16 protein-coding genes are annotated in these 16,570 nt (G+C 65.4%); 7 read left to right on the top strand and 9 right to left on the bottom strand.

The window, feature by feature from the left end; translation table 11 throughout:
* Nucleotides 1-945 carry a C40 family peptidase gene (locus ACTJI5_RS12065; RefSeq protein WP_440860485.1) on the bottom strand — a complete coding sequence of 315 codons (945 nt, stop codon included), beginning with the start codon at nt 943-945 and terminating at the stop codon, nt 1-3.
* 85 nt (nt 946-1,030) lie between these two features.
* Entirely contained in the window at nt 1,031-2,434 is a 1,404-nt protein-coding gene (locus ACTJI5_RS12060; protein ID WP_440860484.1) for a leucyl aminopeptidase family protein, read from the bottom strand.
* Between ACTJI5_RS12060 and ACTJI5_RS12055 the strand changes: the two genes are divergently transcribed.
* Genes ACTJI5_RS12055 through ACTJI5_RS12045 form a run of 3 tightly spaced genes read left to right on the top strand, consistent with a single transcriptional unit; the run spans nt 2,433 to nt 4,481 of the window.
* Nucleotides 2,433-3,323: a DUF4163 domain-containing protein gene (locus ACTJI5_RS12055; protein WP_440860483.1), complete on the top strand. Its 891-nt coding sequence runs from the start codon at nt 2,433-2,435 to the stop codon at nt 3,321-3,323. The two genes, ACTJI5_RS12060 and ACTJI5_RS12055, sit on opposite strands and share 2 nt — an antisense overlap.
* 16 nt (nt 3,324-3,339) lie before the next feature.
* Nucleotides 3,340-4,275, top strand: a complete 936-nt coding sequence (locus ACTJI5_RS12050) for an SDR family oxidoreductase (RefSeq protein WP_440860482.1) — start codon at nt 3,340-3,342, stop codon at nt 4,273-4,275.
* 23 nt (nt 4,276-4,298) lie between these two features.
* A complete protein-coding gene (locus tag ACTJI5_RS12045) occupies nt 4,299-4,481 on the top strand; it encodes a DUF3008 family protein (protein WP_440860481.1) in 183 nt (60 codons plus the stop codon).
* Nucleotides 4,482-4,484: 3 nt separating this feature from the next.
* On the opposite strand, the gene ACTJI5_RS12040 is transcribed toward ACTJI5_RS12045, so the two are convergent.
* A complete protein-coding gene (locus ACTJI5_RS12040; protein ID WP_440860480.1) occupies nt 4,485-6,026 on the bottom strand; it encodes a flavin-containing monooxygenase in 1,542 nt (513 codons plus the stop codon).
* Nucleotides 6,027-6,215: 189 nt separating this feature from the next.
* Between ACTJI5_RS12040 and ACTJI5_RS12035 the strand changes: the two genes are divergently transcribed.
* The 3 genes from ACTJI5_RS12035 (at nt 6,216) to ACTJI5_RS12025 (ending at nt 8,903) form a co-directional block, all read left to right on the top strand.
* Complete coding sequence (locus ACTJI5_RS12035; protein WP_197411378.1) at nt 6,216-7,340, top strand: DUF47 family protein; 1,125 nt, start codon at nt 6,216-6,218, stop codon at nt 7,338-7,340.
* A gap of 15 nt (nt 7,341-7,355) precedes the next feature.
* On the top strand, nt 7,356-8,369 hold the full coding sequence (locus ACTJI5_RS12030) for an anion permease (protein WP_440860479.1): 1,014 nt from the start codon (nt 7,356-7,358) through the stop codon (nt 8,367-8,369).
* A 72-nt stretch (nt 8,370-8,441) separates the two neighbouring features.
* Nucleotides 8,442-8,903, top strand: coding sequence for a DUF1579 domain-containing protein (locus ACTJI5_RS12025; protein WP_440860478.1), 462 nt, complete (start codon nt 8,442-8,444; stop codon nt 8,901-8,903).
* A 4-nt stretch (nt 8,904-8,907) separates the two neighbouring features.
* Here ACTJI5_RS12025 and ACTJI5_RS12020 read toward each other — a convergent pair whose 3' ends face one another.
* The 3 genes from ACTJI5_RS12020 to ACTJI5_RS12010 form a co-directional block, all read right to left on the bottom strand.
* Complete coding sequence (locus tag ACTJI5_RS12020; RefSeq protein WP_440860477.1) at nt 8,908-10,386, bottom strand: DUF4403 family protein; 1,479 nt, start codon at nt 10,384-10,386, stop codon at nt 8,908-8,910.
* 372 nt (nt 10,387-10,758) lie between these two features.
* Entirely contained in the window at nt 10,759-12,126 is a 1,368-nt protein-coding gene (gene rimO, locus ACTJI5_RS12015) for a 30S ribosomal protein S12 methylthiotransferase RimO (RefSeq protein ID WP_440860476.1), read from the bottom strand.
* A gap of 19 nt (nt 12,127-12,145) precedes the next feature.
* Nucleotides 12,146-12,865 (bottom strand): alpha/beta hydrolase, encoded by a 720-nt coding sequence (locus tag ACTJI5_RS12010; protein WP_440860475.1) that lies wholly within the window; start codon nt 12,863-12,865, stop codon nt 12,146-12,148.
* Nucleotides 12,866-12,929: 64 nt separating this feature from the next.
* On the opposite strand from ACTJI5_RS12010, the gene ACTJI5_RS12005 reads away from it, so the two are divergent.
* Complete coding sequence (locus tag ACTJI5_RS12005) at nt 12,930-13,256, top strand: DUF423 domain-containing protein (RefSeq protein ID WP_058536556.1); 327 nt, start codon at nt 12,930-12,932, stop codon at nt 13,254-13,256.
* Between the two features lie 263 nt (nt 13,257-13,519).
* On the opposite strand, the gene ACTJI5_RS12000 is transcribed toward ACTJI5_RS12005, so the two are convergent.
* The 3 genes from ACTJI5_RS12000 to surE form a co-directional block, all read right to left on the bottom strand.
* Nucleotides 13,520-14,575, bottom strand: coding sequence for a potassium channel family protein (locus tag ACTJI5_RS12000; RefSeq protein ID WP_440860474.1), 1,056 nt, complete (start codon nt 14,573-14,575; stop codon nt 13,520-13,522).
* Nucleotides 14,572-15,624, bottom strand: coding sequence for a peptidoglycan DD-metalloendopeptidase family protein (locus ACTJI5_RS11995; protein WP_440860473.1), 1,053 nt, complete (start codon nt 15,622-15,624; stop codon nt 14,572-14,574). Before ACTJI5_RS11995 ends, ACTJI5_RS12000 begins: the two co-directional genes overlap by 4 nt.
* Nucleotides 15,625-15,773: 149 nt before the next feature.
* Nucleotides 15,774-16,538 (bottom strand): 5'/3'-nucleotidase SurE, encoded by a 765-nt coding sequence (gene surE, locus ACTJI5_RS11990; protein WP_440860472.1) that lies wholly within the window; start codon nt 16,536-16,538, stop codon nt 15,774-15,776.
* Nucleotides 16,539-16,570 lie beyond the last annotated feature (32 nt).

Below are 16,570 nucleotides of genomic sequence, written 5' to 3'. Positions count from 1 at the left end.
TTATCGCAGTCTTTTATATCCGCTCACCGGCGGATCATGATCCTTTGCGGCCGATCGCGCGATGACGTCGGCCAGCGGTTCGCTGTTCACCGCCATCCATCGTCGGCTGGCGTGAATGATCGTCTGGCCGTCCGCCATGATGCCGACGTGGCCGGGGAAAAAGACGAGGTCGCCGCGCGCGAGCGCCGCCGGATCGACATCCTTGTCGGCACCGAGCGACGCAAGCTGGAGGTCGCTGTCGCGCGGCAGCTGGATCCCCGCGGCAGCCCATACGAGCTGGACGAGGCCCGAACAGTCGATCCCCTTCGCGGTGCGGCCGCCCCAGACATAGGGCGTGCCGATCATCTGCTCGGCGAGTTCGGCGGGGTCGTTATCCTCTACGCCGACTTCGACGAGCGACGCGAGCGGCAGATAGCCGTGCGACGTCGCAAGCCATTCGCCCTCGGGCTCGCCCATCACCAGCGCGCCGCGCGGCAGGACGGCGGGGCCGCCGCTCGCGGCATCGGGCGCGCTGTGCAGCATCGCCTCGATCATCGCGACGCGGTGCGTCGGCGCGATCGGCGCGGCGAGCGCCTCGGCGGCGAGATAGCCGACATAATGGTCGGCGAGGCAATAACCCCATGCCCAGCCGCCGGTGAGGTCAAGCAGGGCAAAGCCTTCGCCGAACAGCAACTCGCTCGTCTGGTCGGCGTCGACCGACGGCGATGCGCGCAGCGATGCGCCGGGCAGCACGCCGCTGCGCATCATCGGCGCGGCGTAGTGCGGCGCGAAATGCGTGCCGGCGACGGCGATATCGGCCAGATCGGGACGGATCGCGACGACGCGCGGATCGAAGCTCTGCGACGTGCCGGTCAGGCCAAAGCGATCGCGGCCCGCGCCCGCGGCGCCGGGACGCCCCATGCGCACGCGGTTTGCCGCTGAATTATCGCCACTTTCTGATGTCACTTGCCGTCCTGTAAAAAGCTGGGTTCCGCGGGCCGCGGGCAATCGCGCGCCATTAGACCAGCAGGACCCTCTTGATCAAGAAAGTTCAGGCTTTCCCGCGCCGGTCATAGCGTGCCTGGAGCATCGCCCATGCGGCGCGGAGGCCAAGCGCGGCGCCGCCTTTCGGCCGCCCCGGCTTCGCCGAAGGGCGCCAGGCGAAGGTGTCGAGATGCGCCCATAGGGCGCCCTCGGGGACAAAACGCTTCAGGAACAGCGCCGCGGTGATCGTCCCGGCGAAGGGCGAACTGCCCGCATTGCCCAGGTCGGCGATGTCGGTTTCGAGCAGGTCGGCATAGCCATCCCACAACGGCATCCGCCACAGCGGGTCGTCGCGCTCGATCCCGCCCGCGAGCATCGCTTCCGCAAGCGTGTCGTCATTGGCGAAGAGCGGCGGCAGGTCAGGGCCGAGTGCGACGCGCGCGGCGCCGGTCAGCGTCGCGAAATCGACGATCAGCTCGGGCTTGCCCTCGCCGGCCTTGGCGAGCGCATCGCCCAGAACCAGCCGCCCCTCGGCGTCGGTGTTGCCGATCTCGACCGTCAGCCCCAGGCGGCTCTTCAGCACATCGCCGGGACGGAAAGCATCGGCCGAGATCGCATTTTCGGCCGCGGCGACGAGGCAGTGAAGCCGTACCGGCAGCCCGCTCGCCATCACCAGTTCGGCGAGCGCGAGCACATGCGCCGCGCCGCCCATATCCTTCTTCATGAGCCGCATTCCCGCCGCGGGCTTGATGTCAAGCCCGCCGCTGTCGAAGCTGATCCCCTTGCCGACCAGCGCGACGCGCGGATGGTCGTCCTTGCCCCACTCGATCTCGATCAGCCGCGGCGCGTGATGCTTGGCGGCCGCGCGGCCCACCGCATGGATCATCGGATAGCCCTGTTCGAGCGCCTCGCCCTTGGTGACGGTCAGCTTGCCGCCATGCGCCTTCGCGATGCGTTCGGCCGCCTTTTCGATCGCCGCGGGCCCCATGTCGGCGGCGGGCGTGTTGACGAGATCGCGGACGAGCGCAACCGCGCGCATTTCCGCAACCATCGGCGCGATCGCACCGACATCGGTCGTCAGTAGGACGCGCGGGCCTTTAGTCGGCGGATTCGATTTATAGGTGTCGAAGCGATATTGCGCGCTCATCCACCCGAACAGAGCCTTGCCCGGCTGCTGGCCTTCGAGGCGGTAACGGCCTTCGGGCAGGATTTGCCCCAGCTTGGCGAGGCACCAGGCCGACAGGCTGTCGGCCTTGGCGACTGTGGTGACGACCGCCCATTTTTCGGGATCGTCCCCCGGCAGGATCGCGTGGACAAAGGCATCGGGTTTGAAGCCGACCGCGGCAAGATGCGCGCGTTCGCGGGCGCTGCGGCCCTTCAGCCATTCATCATAGCCCTTCTTGTCGACGAGATGGATCGGGCGCGCGTCCTGTCCCTTGTCGGGCTGGATCAGATCGGAATAGTCGGTCATGGACGCGGTGCTAGGCCGCGCGGGATATTTTGTCGATTCCCGGCGTTATGTCTGGATGACGATCAACGCATCCTGGCGAAATGCCACTTCGATCCTTGTCGGCGCGCTGCTGCTGGCGGGTTGTTCCGACGACAAGCCGACGAAGGCGGAAAAAGTGGCGGCCGCGTCGGTGCCCGGCGCGCCGTCCGGCGCCGCCGCCGACGAAGCGGCGAAGGATGCGCCCGCGTCGAACGTCACCGAAAGCAACGACCTGATCGAGTTCGTTTATGCTTATCCTAAAGAAGCTGCCCAGATCCCCGAACTCGCCAAGGCGCTCGACAGCGACCGGGAGGCGAAGCGTGAGGCGTTGATCGCCGCCGCGCAGCGCGACAAGGCGGCCGCCGAGAAAGGCGACTATCCGTATCGCGCGCATAGCCATCGCCAGACTTGGCAACGCGTGACCAGCACACCGCGTTTCCTCAGCCTGTCGGCCGAGATCGAGACCTATACCGGCGGCGCACACGGCATGCAGACCTTCGACACGCTGATCTGGGATCGCAACCGGCGCAAGCAGCTGAAGCCGCTCGACCTGTTTCAAAGCAGTGAGGCGTTCGACACCGCGATCCGCGAGCCATTCTGCGCCGGCATCAAGCGCGCGAAGGCCGCGAAGGGGATAATGGCCGACGAGGCGCCCGACAGCCCGTTCGGCAAATGCCCGCCGGCGTCGGCACAGACGGTGTGGCTTGGCTCTTCCGACGGCCGCTACCTCGACCGCATGACGATCGCGATCGCGCCCTATGAGGTCGGCCCCTATGCCGAAGGAAGTTACAAGATCAACGTGCCGGTAACGGGTGCGCTCGTCAAAGCCGTGAAGGATGAATATGCGCGCGACTTCCTCCCCATCAACTGACCCGAAGGACAAGCTCATGGCGAAGCAGCCCAAAGCCGGCAAGGTTGGCGAAAGTGCGAAAGAGAAGAAGGGCAAGCGGAGCGCCGCGACGAAACTGCGCCACGCGGTTGGGTCGGGCAAAACGATCGCCAAGCCGCCATCCGACCGCGAAGCCGATCTTGATCGCGCGCCCCAGTGGGAGCCGCGCTATCCGGGCTCGGGCCGGCTCGAGGGCAAGGTTGCGATCGTCACCGGCGGCGACAGCGGGATCGGTCGCGCGGTGTGTGCGCTGTTCGCGCGCGAGGGCGCCGACATTGCGATCGTCTATCTCGACAACAAGGCCGACGCCGTCGAAACCGCGGCGATCGTCGCGGCCGAGGGGCGACGCGCGATCGCGATCAAGGCCGATGTCGGCAAGGCGAAGGCGGGCGAGAAGATCGTCGCACAGACGGTCGGCAAGCTCGGCCGCCTCGACATCCTCGTCAACAACGCCGGCGAACAGCATCCGGCGGCGGATATCCGCGACATCAGCGAGGACCAGCTGCAGCGTACCTTCGCCACCAACATCTTTGGCATGTTCTATCTGGTGCAGGCGGCTTTACCCCACCTCAAAAGGGGCGCGGCGATCGTCAATTGCACCAGCGTCACCATGTATCAGGGGTCAAAGGGTCTGCTCGACTACAGCGCGACCAAGGGAGCCATCACCGCCTTCACTCGCTCGCTCAGCGAGAATCTGGTGGGGAAGGGCATTCGCGTGAACGGCGTTGCACCGGGGCCGATCTGGACCCCGCTCAATCCGCGCGGCGGCGCGCCCGCCGAGAAAGTGGCGACCTTTGGCGAGAGTACCCCGATGAAACGCCCCGGCGAGCCCAATGAAGTTGCGCCCTGCTTCCTGTTCCTCGCGTGCGACGACAGCAGCTATATGTCGGGTCAGGTGCTGCATCCCAACGGCGGTACGATCGTTAATGGCTAGCGGGGCGGGCAAGGAGAATTGCCATGCCAGCCAAATCGAAAGCTCAACAGAAAGCCGCCGGCGCCGCGCTCAGCGCCAGGCGTGGCGACACGCCCAAGTCGAAACTCAAAGGCGCATCGAAAGAGATGGCCGAGAGCATGACCGAAAAGCAGCTCGAGGATTTCGCCAAGGGCTCGACCAAGGGCAAGCCCGAGCATGTCGATTAGCGCTTATTCCGCGGCTTCAAGCTCCGCCGGAGCCGATGCCACGGTCGCTTGCGCGTTGGAGAAGGTCAGCACCCCGTCGGCAATCGCGCCGGTGCGCATGTCGATCCGGTCCTGCACATAATTCTGGCTGAGCCGCCAGGGCAGCGCGACCGTGCTCTTCGGCATGATGTGCAGCGACCGCTGGATATAGCCCGACGAGAAGTCGAAGACATTTTCCTCTTCGAGGCTCGACGGATCGGCGAGCGCGGGGGTCGCGACCGTGGTCCCGGTGTCGCGCATATGGTTGAGCACGCGGCAGACATATTCGGACACGATGTCGGCGCGCAGCGTCCAGCTCGCGTTGAGATAACCGAACACCGCCGAAAAGTTCGGCACGTTCGAGAACATGCACGCCTTGTAATAGAAATGGTCGTGCCAATCGACCGGCGCGCCATCGACGCGCACCGGAATCTTGCCCGCGACCGCGAGCTTCAGGCCCGTCGCGGTGACGATGACGTCGGCGTCGAGATGCTTGCCCGATTTCAGCTGGATGCCGGTCGCATCGAACTTCTCGATATGATCGGTCACGACCGACGCCTTGTCGGCTTTCATCGCCTCGAAGAAATCGGCGTCGGGGACGAGGCAGAGGCGCTGGTCCCACGGGTTATAGGGCGGGGTGAAAGCTTCGGCGTCGTAGCGGTCGCCAAGGCTCTCTTGCAGCTTTTTCGTCAGGAACTCCTTGACCTTCTCGGGCTTCTCGCGCGCACGGCGAAAGGCGATGTCCTGTAGCCGGACATTCTTGAAGCGTGTGATCTTGTACGCGAGCGTCTCGGGCAGGAATTTGCGAAGGAAGTTGGCGAACGCGTCCTTGGCGGGCCGGATGAAATACCAGGTCGGGGTGCGCTGGAGCATCGTGACGTGCGCGGCTTCTTTTAACGACGGGACAATGGTGACCGCGGTCGCGCCCGATCCGATCACGACGACTTTCTTGCCCTTGTAATCGAGATCCTTCGGCCAGAATTGCGGGTGGATGATCTGGCCCTGGAAATCGTCGCGGCCCGCGAACTGCGCGTCGAAGGGCTCGTCATAGTCGTAATAGCCCGAGCCGAGGTAGAGCCAGCGCGCGGTCGTGGTCGACCTCGCGCCTTTGCTGTCCTCCATCGTCACCGTCCAGCGCGCCGCATTGCTGTCCCAGTCGGCGCCCACGACCTTGCTGTCGAAGCGGATGCGCTCGCGGATATGGCGTTCGTCGACGATGCGATTAAGATATTCGAGGATCGAGGGGCCGTCAGCGATCGACTTTTCATGCTTCCACGGTTCGAAGACGAACCCGAGCGTGTGCATGTCGCTGTCCGAACGGATGCCGGGGTAACGGAACAGATCCCAGGTGCCGCCAAGCTGTTCGCGGCGCTCGACAAGGCCGAAGCTGCGGTCGGGAGAATTCATCTGCAAATGCACGGCCATGCCGATGCCCGAAATCCCCGCGCCGACGATCAGCACATCCTGATCGACCGGTGCAGCTTTCGCGTCCGCGGGACGTTCCGTCGTCGCCGTGCCTGCCATCATCCTGTCTCCCGACTATGTTTGATGGGTAGATTACGCACCGCGTTTCATTTTGCAATCGAATTGACGTTTACGGAAAGTGCGGCGGCGATGAAGCGTCCTTGTCGCTGTCATATTATTGTCATAGGGGCGTAACCTCTTTGTCACCCATGGCCTCGCGCGCCCGAAACCGCCGGAAAGGATGAAAGCCTCATGCGTCAGATCGCTGTCCTTCCCTATCGATTCGGCGGACCCGCGCAGGACGGGCCGACCGAAATCCTGCTGATCACGTCGCGCGAGACAAAGCGTTGGGTGGTGCCAAAGGGCAATCCGCTGACCGGCATCACGCGTCACGCCGCCGCCGCGATCGAGGCGGAGGAAGAGGCGGGGGTGATCGGTGCGGTCTGCCCGACGCCGATCGGCAGCTATGAATATCGGAAGCGCCGCGCTAACGGCGCGTCGATCATGTATAATGTCGAAGTCTTCCCGCTCGCGGTGACGAACGAGCTAGAAGACTGGAAGGAAATGGACGAACGCGACCGCAAATGGTTCTCGTTCCGCGACGCCGCGTCGGCGGTCGAGGAACCCGATTTGCAGGCGCTCATCCGCTCGTTCGGCGATGGCGGTTTCCGCGCCGTCGCCCAGCCGCGCGGGGTCGTCGAAAACGTAGCAGACAAGACAGGGGTTAGCTGGATGTTCGCATGGTTTCAGCGTTTGCTGCCGCGACAGGGAAATTTCTTCGAATTGTTCGAAAGCCACGCTGCGACGCTCGTCGCCGGGGCAAATGCCTTGTCGCGCATGTTGCAGGGCGGCGAGGGCATCGCCGACCATATCCAGGAAGTCATCGAGCGCGAGCATGACGCCGACGCGATTACCCGCGAAGTGCTCCAGACCGTGCGCCGCACTTTCCTCACCCCGTTCGACCGCAGCGCGATCACCGACCTGATCGCCTCGATGGACGATGCGATCGACGAGATGCAGAAGACCGCGGGCGCCGTCGACCTGTACGACGTCACCGAATTCGAACCCGAGATGCGCGACATTGCGGGCATCATCGTCGACGCGGCGCGCCTGACCGCAGAAGCCCTGCCGCTGCTCCGCAACATCGGTGCCAACGGCCCGCGGCTCCACGAGCTGACCGAACGGCTGGTGCGGATGGAGGGCCATGCTGACGAGATCCATGCCGCCGGGCTCAAGCGCCTGTTCCGCGAGCATGGCGAATCGAACCCGACCCGCTTCCTGATCACGCGCGAACTCTTCCGCCATCTCGAGCGCGTCACCGACAGCTTCGAGGATGTCGCGAACGAAATCGACGGCCTGGTCATCGACCACGCATAAGCGGGGGCGTCCACCATGCACGAACTCGCTTTTCCCCTCCTCGTCGGCCTCGTCATCCTCGCGCTGGCGTTCGACTTCCTCAACGGCCTGCACGACGCCGCGAACAGCATCGCGACCGTCGTCGCGACGCGGCTGCTGCGGCCGGTGCAGGCGGTGCTGTTCGCCGCCTTCTTCAACTTCGCCGCTTATTTCCTGTCGGTCATCTTTCCCGAACTGCACAAGGTCGCCGAGACGATCGGCAAGGGGATCATCGACAAGGATCTGGTCACGCCAGCGGTCGTCTTCGGCGCGCTCGTCGGCGCGATGTTCTGGAACGTCGTGACCTGGCTCAAGGGAATTCCGTCGTCGTCGAGCCACGCGCTGGTCGGCGGGATCGTCGGCGCGGGCGTCGCGCATGCGGGGTTCGAGGGGATCGAATGGACCGGGCTCAACAAGACCGTCATCGCGATCTTCCTGTCGCCGCTGCTCGGCATGATGCTCGCGATGCTCGTGATGCTGGTCAGCAGCTGGGCGCTCCGCCGGTCGACCGCCAGCTTCGCCGAGAAGACCTTCCGCCGCCTGCACCTATTGTCCTCAGCCGCCTATTCGATCAGCCACGGGCTGAACGACGCGCAAAAGACGATGGGGATCATCACCGTGCTCCTCTATTCGACCGGCTATCTCGGCGGCGAATTTCATGTGCCGCACTGGGTGGCGTTCAGCTGCTACATCGCGATCGCGCTCGGCACGCTGTCGGGTGGGTGGAAGATCATCGAGACGATGGGCGGCCGCATCACCAAGCTGTCGCACCATCAGGGCTTTGCCGCGTCGACCGGCGGGTCGATCATGGTGTTCACCGCCAGCCTGCTCGGCATCCCGGTGTCGACGACGCACACGATCACCGGCAGCATCATCGGCGCCGGCGTTGCGCGCCGGACGACCGCGGTGCGCTGGGGCGTCGCGGGCAATGTCATTGCGGCGTGGTTCATCACCATTCCGGCGAGCGCGGCGGTGGCGGCGGTCTTTTATGCGATCACCCGCCTGTTTTAAGCGGGGCGGGGTTGCGTTTGAATGAGAACGTAATAAGAACGCTCCGCTTGATAAATAAGGGGAGCGTCCGTCATGGCCGGTGATTTCGATTTCCAGATTGGCAGCTGGCAGGTGAAGCACCGCCGCCTGAAAGAGCGGCTTGCCGGTTGCGACGATTGGGAGGAATTCGACGGGACCTCCGACATGCGGCCGATCCTGGGCGGCGACGGCAATGTCGAGGACAATGTCCTCCATATCCCCGGCGGAACCTACCGCGCGATCGCGCTGCGATCCTATGATCCGGTGCAAGGCAACTGGGCAATCTGGTGGCTCGATGCGCGCAGCCCGCATGCGCTCGACGTTCCGGTGATCGGCCGGTTCGAGGATGGCGTCGGCCATTTCTATGCCGACGACGTGCTGGGCGATCGGCCGATCCGGTTGCGCTTCATCTGGAGCCGCACCGACACCGCGACGCCGCGCTGGGAGCAGGCGATGTCGGCCGACGGCGGGGAAAGCTGGGAAGTGAACTGGACGATGGACTTTACCCGCCGCTGACCGATCACCGCGCCGGGCGATAATCGACGCTGGCGCCGCCGACCATCCGCACCGGCAGGTAGAGGCCGTTGCCATAAGCCTTGATCTCGCCGGTTTCGAAACGGTCGACGCGGGTGCGGATGACAAAGGCGCCTTCGCGCCGCTGGTCGACCGCCCGCTTGATCTTGCCTTGCAGCTTGCCGAGGTCGTTCGTGAAATTCTGGGTCAGCGCGTCGGCGATCAATGGCGCGAAACCCTCGCTGCGGCCAAGGAGGATGAGGAGGTCGCCGCCGACCCCGTTGGTGTCGCCGTTGATGACAAGGTCGGTGAAATGAACCTCGGCCGATCCCGGCTTGTTGGCCGGGATGGCGGTCATCCAGATGCGCCCGCGCGTCGGGGCGCCCGATCGCATCTCCAGCTTCGCCTCCACGTCGACGCCCACCGCGACCCGGCCGCCCTCCGCGCCGTAGATCGTCGACTTGCCGAATTTGACCATCATCGAGCCGAGTTTCGGCAGCACGAAAGGCCGCTGCGACCGCTTGGCGAGCGCGCGGTCGACCACCGGTTGAAGCTGCGCATAATCGGCGATCACCGGCACGCGCACGTCGAGATGCGGCTTGGGGATTTCGCGGACCAGCCGCGGCAGCGGGGTCGGCGCGGGGTCGTTCGGCCGCCCCGAGACGAAGGTTTCGGTGATCGCCTCGAGTCCGAGGTTGAGGTTCAAGCGATCCCCCTCGATCCGGTAGCCGCCGTAGAGGATGCGCTGCGGCGTGACGCGCATCCACACCGGCGGATTCTCGCGGTTGAGTTCGAGCGATGTGAAGCTCTGCCGCCACACGTCGGCCGCCTGTTTGCGGATGTCGATCTTCGCGATCTCGCGCGTCACCTCGCGCTCGACACCCGCCACGACGGGTTTCAGCTTCGCGTCGGCCTGATCGGTGAAGGTGATCCGGCGCCCGAGAAAATCGATGCCCGGCGCCTTGGTCCAGCCATAGCTGATGCGCGCCTTGCCCTCTGTGCGCCAGTCGGGGGTGAGTTCGATGCGGATCCGCGCATGCGCCATCGCCGCGCCCGTCGCGGTCTCGCCCTTCAGCACGCCGCCAACGTCGCGCGCGGCAATTGTCGCTCGAAGCGGTACGTCGACGACGATCTCGCTCCCTTCGCCGCGCAATCGCAGCGGCCCGCGCGTCACCTGGCCGACGATCGTGCAGGCGATCGGCGGGGTGACCTTGACCTTCTTGCCGAAGACTTTCACCCGCTGCGGCTGGACGCAGGCGCGCTCACGCTGGTTGATCGTCCACAGCGTCTTGGGCACCGCGCGTTCGAGCGCCTGCTTGAGCGAGGCGGTGTTGGCGTTGATCGGCACCGCGATCAGCGATTTCTGCGTCGGGGAGGGCGCTTTGTCGGTCGCGCGCGGCGGCGCTTCGACGTCGGTGCGGCGGTCGCAGCCGGTGAGCGCGGTGGACAGCAGCAATGTGGCGGTCGCCAGCTGGACTATTCGCATGCGGTGCCCCCTGATGCGGTATCTGCTCTTTATAACATCGGGATGTGTTAAGCCGTTCCTTGCGAAAAAGCCTGGAACGAAAAATGGCGGAAAACTGCGCAACTTCACACTGAATTCACCTTCGGTGCAAATTCTGTACTACCAAGCCTCGTCACCCCGGACTTGATCCGGGGTCCCGCTGAGCGACGTTGAAAAGCGGGACCCCGGATCAAGTCCGGGGTGACGAAGGAGGGGGAGCGGGGGCTTGTCGCCGAAAGCGCAGAAAACTGCGCAACTTTACGCTGGATTCGCTGTATGGTGCGGCGTCCCGAGGTCATTCCGCAAGGCTATGCGAGCCAAATAATGTAGGACAGCGATTTTTCGCAGGTGTCGCTACGCGACCACCCCGAACAGATCATGCTCGTCAGCATCCTCGATTGTGACATCGACGATGTCGCCGGCCTTCAGCGTCGCCGCGACGTCGCGGAGGTAGACGTGGCCATCGATCTCCGGCGCATCCGCCTGTGAGCGCCCCGTTGCGCCGATGCTACCGTCCTCGTCGGCCTCGCCGACCTCGTCGATGATCACCGGCAGCGTGCGGCCGATCTTGGCTTCGAGTTTCGCGGCGCTGATCGCGGCGGTCTTGTCCATGATGCGCTGGTAGCGCTCTTCCTTGACCTCTTCGGGGACCTGATCGTCGAGGGCGTTGGCCTGCGCGCCCGCAACGGGTTCAAAGCGGAAGGCGCCGACGCGGTCGAGCTGCGCTTCGTCGAGCCAGTCGAGGAGATATTGGAAATCGGCTTCGGTCTCGCCGGGGAAGCCGACGACGAAGCTCGAGCGGATCGAAATGTCGGGGGCGATCGCGCGCCAGCTTTTCAGCCGTTCGAGCACCTTCGCTTCGTTCGCGGGGCGCTTCATGCGCTTGAGGACGCTCGGCGCCGCGTGCTGGAAGGGGATGTCGAGATAGGGCGTGAGCAGCCCTTCGGCCATCAGCGGGATCACCGCGTCGACGTGCGGATAGGGGTAGACATAATGGAGGCGCACCCACGGCGCGCGGCCTTCGCTGGTCTGGAGCTGGCCGAGTTCGCGGGCGAGGTCGGTCATATGCGCGCGCACTTCGCGGCCGTGCCACGGACGCGGGTCGTGGCGAATGTCGACGCCGTAAGCCGAGGTGTCCTGGCTGATCACCAGCAGCTCCTTGGTCCCCGCGGCGACCAGTTTTTCGGCCTCGCGCAGCACCGCGTCGATGCGGCGGCTGACGAGTTTGCCGCGAAGGTCGGGGATGATGCAGAAGGAGCAGCTGTGGTTGCAGCCTTCCGAGATCTTCAGATAGCTGTAGTGGCGCGGGGTCAGCTTCAGCCCGCCTTCGGGGACGAGGTCGACGAACGGACCCTGCGTCGGCGGCGCGGCGTCGTGGACCGCGTCGACGACCTGCTCATATTGATGCGCGCCGGTGACCGCGAGGACGTTCGGGAAACGCGCGCGGATGACCTCGGCCTCGTTGCCCATGCAGCCGGTGACGATGACGCGGCCATTCTCGGCCATCGCCTCGCCGATCGCCTCGAGGCTTTCTTCCTTCGCCGAGTCGAGGAAGCCGCAGGTGTTGACGAGCACGACGTCGGCGCCCGCGTAATCGGGCGACAGGCCATAGCCGTCGGCGCGGAGCTTGGTCAGAATCCGTTCGCTGTCGACGAGTGCCTTGGGGCAGCCGAGCGAAACCATGCCGACCTTCGGCTGGGTGGGGAGGGTTTTGACTGTCATGATTGGCGGCGCCCCTAGTCTATTTTTCGGGGTTTGTCACGCCTGCCAATGTGTCGGCGATGATTCGCCACACGCGCGGGTTGATGCCGAGGCCCAGATGCGTGCTGTCGACCTTTATGTTCCGCGCCTGCGAGTTGTAGGTGTCGACCGCGATGTCGGGGCCGACGATGCCGTCGCGGTCGGAGTAGATGATGGTGAGCGGCTGCGTCAGCCCTTTGACGTTGCGGGCGTGGATTTCGCGTTCAATCGCGTCGACGTCGCGGCCGGCGAAGCGCTGTGCGAGCGCGGTATATTTGGGGCCGCCGATGATCGGCGTGCCCATCGTGATGATCTCGCGGACGAGGTGCGGGTAGGCGCGCCCGGTTTCGCGGGCGATGACGCCGCCGAGGCTCCAGCCGATCAGGGTGAGCGGCGCGCCGTCGGCCTTGACCCATGCGGCGGCTTGGCTCGCGAAGCGTTCGACGTCGGCGGCGACGCGGCCCTGGTTGCGGCCCATGCCCCAGTCGCGGACATGATAGCCGAGGTGGCGGAGATACGCCTCCAGGGGCCGCATCGAGAGTTCGCTCGCGCCATAGCCGGGGAGGAGGGCGATCGCGCGCCCGTCGCCGCGCGGCGCTCCAATCAGGTGATAGCCAGACAGGCCATAGCGCAGCATGTCGAGCGGCAGGGCCAACTCGCCGAGCGTCGCAAGGCGGCTCGGCGGCTTCAAATCCGTGGGAAGCGGGGTGTCGCGGGGCATCGCCTTCTCCCTCCTGTCGCCCTATAGCTCGCCGCATCGGCACGGCATTGCAAGGGTGGTGAACATGATTGGCGTATTTGCGGCGATTTCGGCGGCGGTGGCCGTGGCGGCGGGCGCGTTCGGCGCGCATGGTGCGGCGGGGCCGCAGGAGGCCGAATGGCTGCGCACCGGCGGGCTGTACCAGCTGATCCATGCGGTCGCGGCGATCGCGATCATGGGCACCGCGCGCGGACCCGCGATCATGCTGCTCGTCGGCGCGGCGCTGTTTGCGGTCACGCTTTATGCGATGGCGCTTGGCGGGCCGCGGTGGCTGGGGGCGGTGACGCCGATTGGCGGGACGTTGCTGATTGTCGGCTGGCTCTGGGCCGGCTGGCTTTACTGGCGGGGTTAGGGTCAGAACCGGCTAAAAGCGCGAACGAGGCGTCGAAATGGCGAAGATATCGGGTTCGGGTGGCCGCCGCGGGTAGCACCGCTACCCGCAAGGCCGCACGGGCCTGAGATCGAAGCCATTTCGGCGTCCCTTCGGGATTTGACCGATTTTGTCCATTGCGTCGTCGGCAAGTCTGGAAATATCGACATATTCCTGCGCCTTGCCTCCTCGCACTGAACAAAATCGATTCAAACCTCGAACGCACTTTTAGCCGGTTCTGACCCTTAGTCGGCTTCGCAGGTTTCGCTGTTGACGACCTCGACGATCATGTCGCCCGCCTGCAGCTTGCTCGCTTCGTCTTCCCAGAAACCATAGGGTTTGCCGCCGCGGTAGATGCGCAGGCCGCGCCCGCCGCTCGCGAGTTGATCGAGGCTTTTGCCGATTTCTTCGCCGCGGACCGGGCGTTCGCGCAGCTGCACCTTGCCGCCGATCGCGGCAAGGTCGGCCATATAGTCGGCGACATGTTCGCCCTGCGCCGAACCCGCGAGGAGCAGGCCGGTGAAGCTGACCGGGTTGATGACGTTCGCCGCCCCCGCCTGGCGTGCGAGCAACTCATTGTCCTGCGCGCGGATGACGACACTGATCGGCACATTCGGGGCGAGATGGCGGACGGTGAGCACGATGAGGATCGAACTGTCGTCGCGTCCCGCCGAAACAAGGACGGTGTGCGCCTTGGCGATCTGGACGTCGATCAGCGTGTCGTCGTTCGACGCGTCGCCCTGAAGCACGTTACAGCCGACTGCCTCGGCCGCCTGGATGCGCGGGCCCGACTGGTCGATCACGACGATGCACGCGGGGTCGGTGCCGCGCGCGATGAGTTCGCGAACCGCCTCCGCGCCGCTGGTGCCGTAACCGAGCACGACATAATGATCGGTGAGCTTTGCCTGGATGCGGGCCATACGCCATTTTTCCCATGTGCGCTTGAGGACGAAATTATAGGCGGTGCCGACGAAGATGAAGAGCACCATGATGCGGATCGGGGTGACGATCACCGCCTCGATCAGGCGCGAGCGGTCGGACACCGGCGCGATATCGCCAAAGCCCGTCGTGGTGACCGAGATCATCGTGAAATAAACGACGTCGAGGAAGCTGATCTGGCCGTCGTGGCTGTCCTTCAGCCCCGCGCGGTCGACCCAGTGGACAAGCACGACGATCGCGATCAGGGAGAAGGCGACGCCGAGCCGTGTGATGACATCGGCCCAGATCGGCCATTTGCTCGCGCGCTTCAGCGGGCGAAAGATGTGCGGCATTTTCAGCTTGTCGGAAGGCCGACGGCTCATCGGGGCGGCAACTGCTTCATCGGATCGACTGGTATGCGATTTTTGCGCAGCTGGAAATGGAGTTGCGACGTCTGGACCTGTCCGGTCGCGCCGGCGCGGCCGATGACGTCGCCCATGCGCACGCTCTGGCCGCGCTTGACGTCGATCCGGCCCGCGTGGCCATAGGCGCTGACCCAGCCGCCGCCGTGGTTGATCAGGATCAGCCCGCCATAGATGCCGACCTGGTCGCCGGCATAGGCGACGACGCCGCCCGCGGTCGCGCGGATTGGAGTGCCCGCCGCGGCGGCGATGTTGATGCCGTCACTGACCCTGCCCGGTGCGATCGGGCCGAAGCGCGCGAGGATCGGCCCATTGAGCGGCCATTCGAAGCGGCCGGCGAAATAGGCGGGCTCGGCGATCGCGGTGGTGACGGGCGGGCGCGGGGTGGCGCTGCCAGCGGTCGGTCGGGCCGCTTCGGCGAGCGCGGGCTGGCTGCCCGTCAGGATGTCATCGATGTTGAGGCGGAAAGCGGCGGCGCGCGCGCCGACATCGACCGGACCGCGCGGAAGGACGCGCGCGTCGGAGGGCAGGCGCAGGCGCTGGCCGACGCGCAATATATAGGGTTCGGACAGCGCGTTGACCGTGATGATCTCACCCCAGTCGGCGTCATAAGCCGCGGCGATGCCGATCCCCGTCTCGCCCGCGCCGACGCGGTGATAGAGGCCGGCGGGGATGCGGAGTTCCTGCCCGAAGCGCAGCGCATAGGGCGGCCGGAGGTCATTCTCGATCGCGAGCGCCTCGGAACCCGCCCCGGTTTTCTCGCCGACCGCGCGGAGCGTGTCGCCGGGGCGGACCGAATAGACGCCTGCATTCACGCGGACAGCGTTGGTTGTGACCGACTTGAGCGTCCAGGTCGGGCGCTCATAGACACCAGTCGCTTCGCCGATCGGGCGGCGTTCGAAGTCTGGTGCCGGAACGGGCGGCGAAGGCGGAGCGGGTGTCGCCGGAATGCAGCCGGCGAGCGATGCAGCGCACAGTAAGGCCGCGATATGATGTCTGAAATCCCCCATGCGCTCCCTTTGCCAAAGCAAAGCGGCGGTGGCTAGACTTCTGTCTCGGGATGAGACGGAATTCCCACTTTCGTCATTCCCGCGAAAGCGGGAACCCAGTCCGGCGTTGCTGCTGGGTTCCCGCTTTCGCGGGAATGACGAATGGTCTTTTACGCGCCGTACGCACCGCGCAACGCGGCGAGCGAGGCGTCGTGGGTCAGGTCGAGCTGGAGCGGGGTGACCGAGATATAGTTGTCGTCGATCGCCTCGAGGTCGCTGTCGTGGCCGAGGCTGTGTTCGATACCGTGAAGCCCGAACCAGAAATAGCGATAGCCGCGCGGGTCGGTGCCCTCGACGATCGAGCCGCGGCCATAGTCATGGAAGCCCTGCCGCGTGACGCGGATGCCCTTCACCTCTTCGGCGGGGATCGCGGGGAAATTGATGTTGATCAGCGTGCGCGGCGCCATCTCCATGGCGAGCAGCGGGCGCAGCGCTTTCGCGCCCCACGCGGCGGCGGCTTCGAAGGGCACGCTGTCGCCCATGCCTTCCCTGGCGTACACCTGGCTGAGCGCGATCGAAGGGATGCCCGCGAGCGCGCCCTCGATCGCCGCCGAGACGGTGCCCGAATAAGTGACGTCGTCGCCAAGGTTGGCGCCGCGGTTGACGCCCGACAGGATCAGGTCAGGCTTTTCGGGCAACAGCTTGCCGATCGCCATCATCACCGAATCGGTCGGCGTGCCGCTGCACGACCAGCGGCGCTCTTCGTGCTGGCGGATGCGCACGGGGCGCGAGAGGGTGAGCGAGTGGCCGGCGCCCGATTGTTCCTCGGCAGGCGCGCAGACCCAGATGTCGTCCGAAAGCTCGCGCGCGATCGCTTCGAGCACCGCCATGCCGGGGGCGTGATAGCCGTCGTCGTTGGTGAGGAGGATGCGCACGTCAGTTCTCTCTTTCTTCGTCATCCCGGGCT

The sequence above is a fragment of the Sphingopyxis sp. 22461 genome, assembly GCF_052044915.1.
Lineage (GTDB): Bacteria > Pseudomonadota > Alphaproteobacteria > Sphingomonadales > Sphingomonadaceae > Sphingopyxis.
The sequence above is the reverse complement of the archived record's forward strand: the minus strand, read 5'-3'. Positions and strand labels throughout refer to the sequence as shown.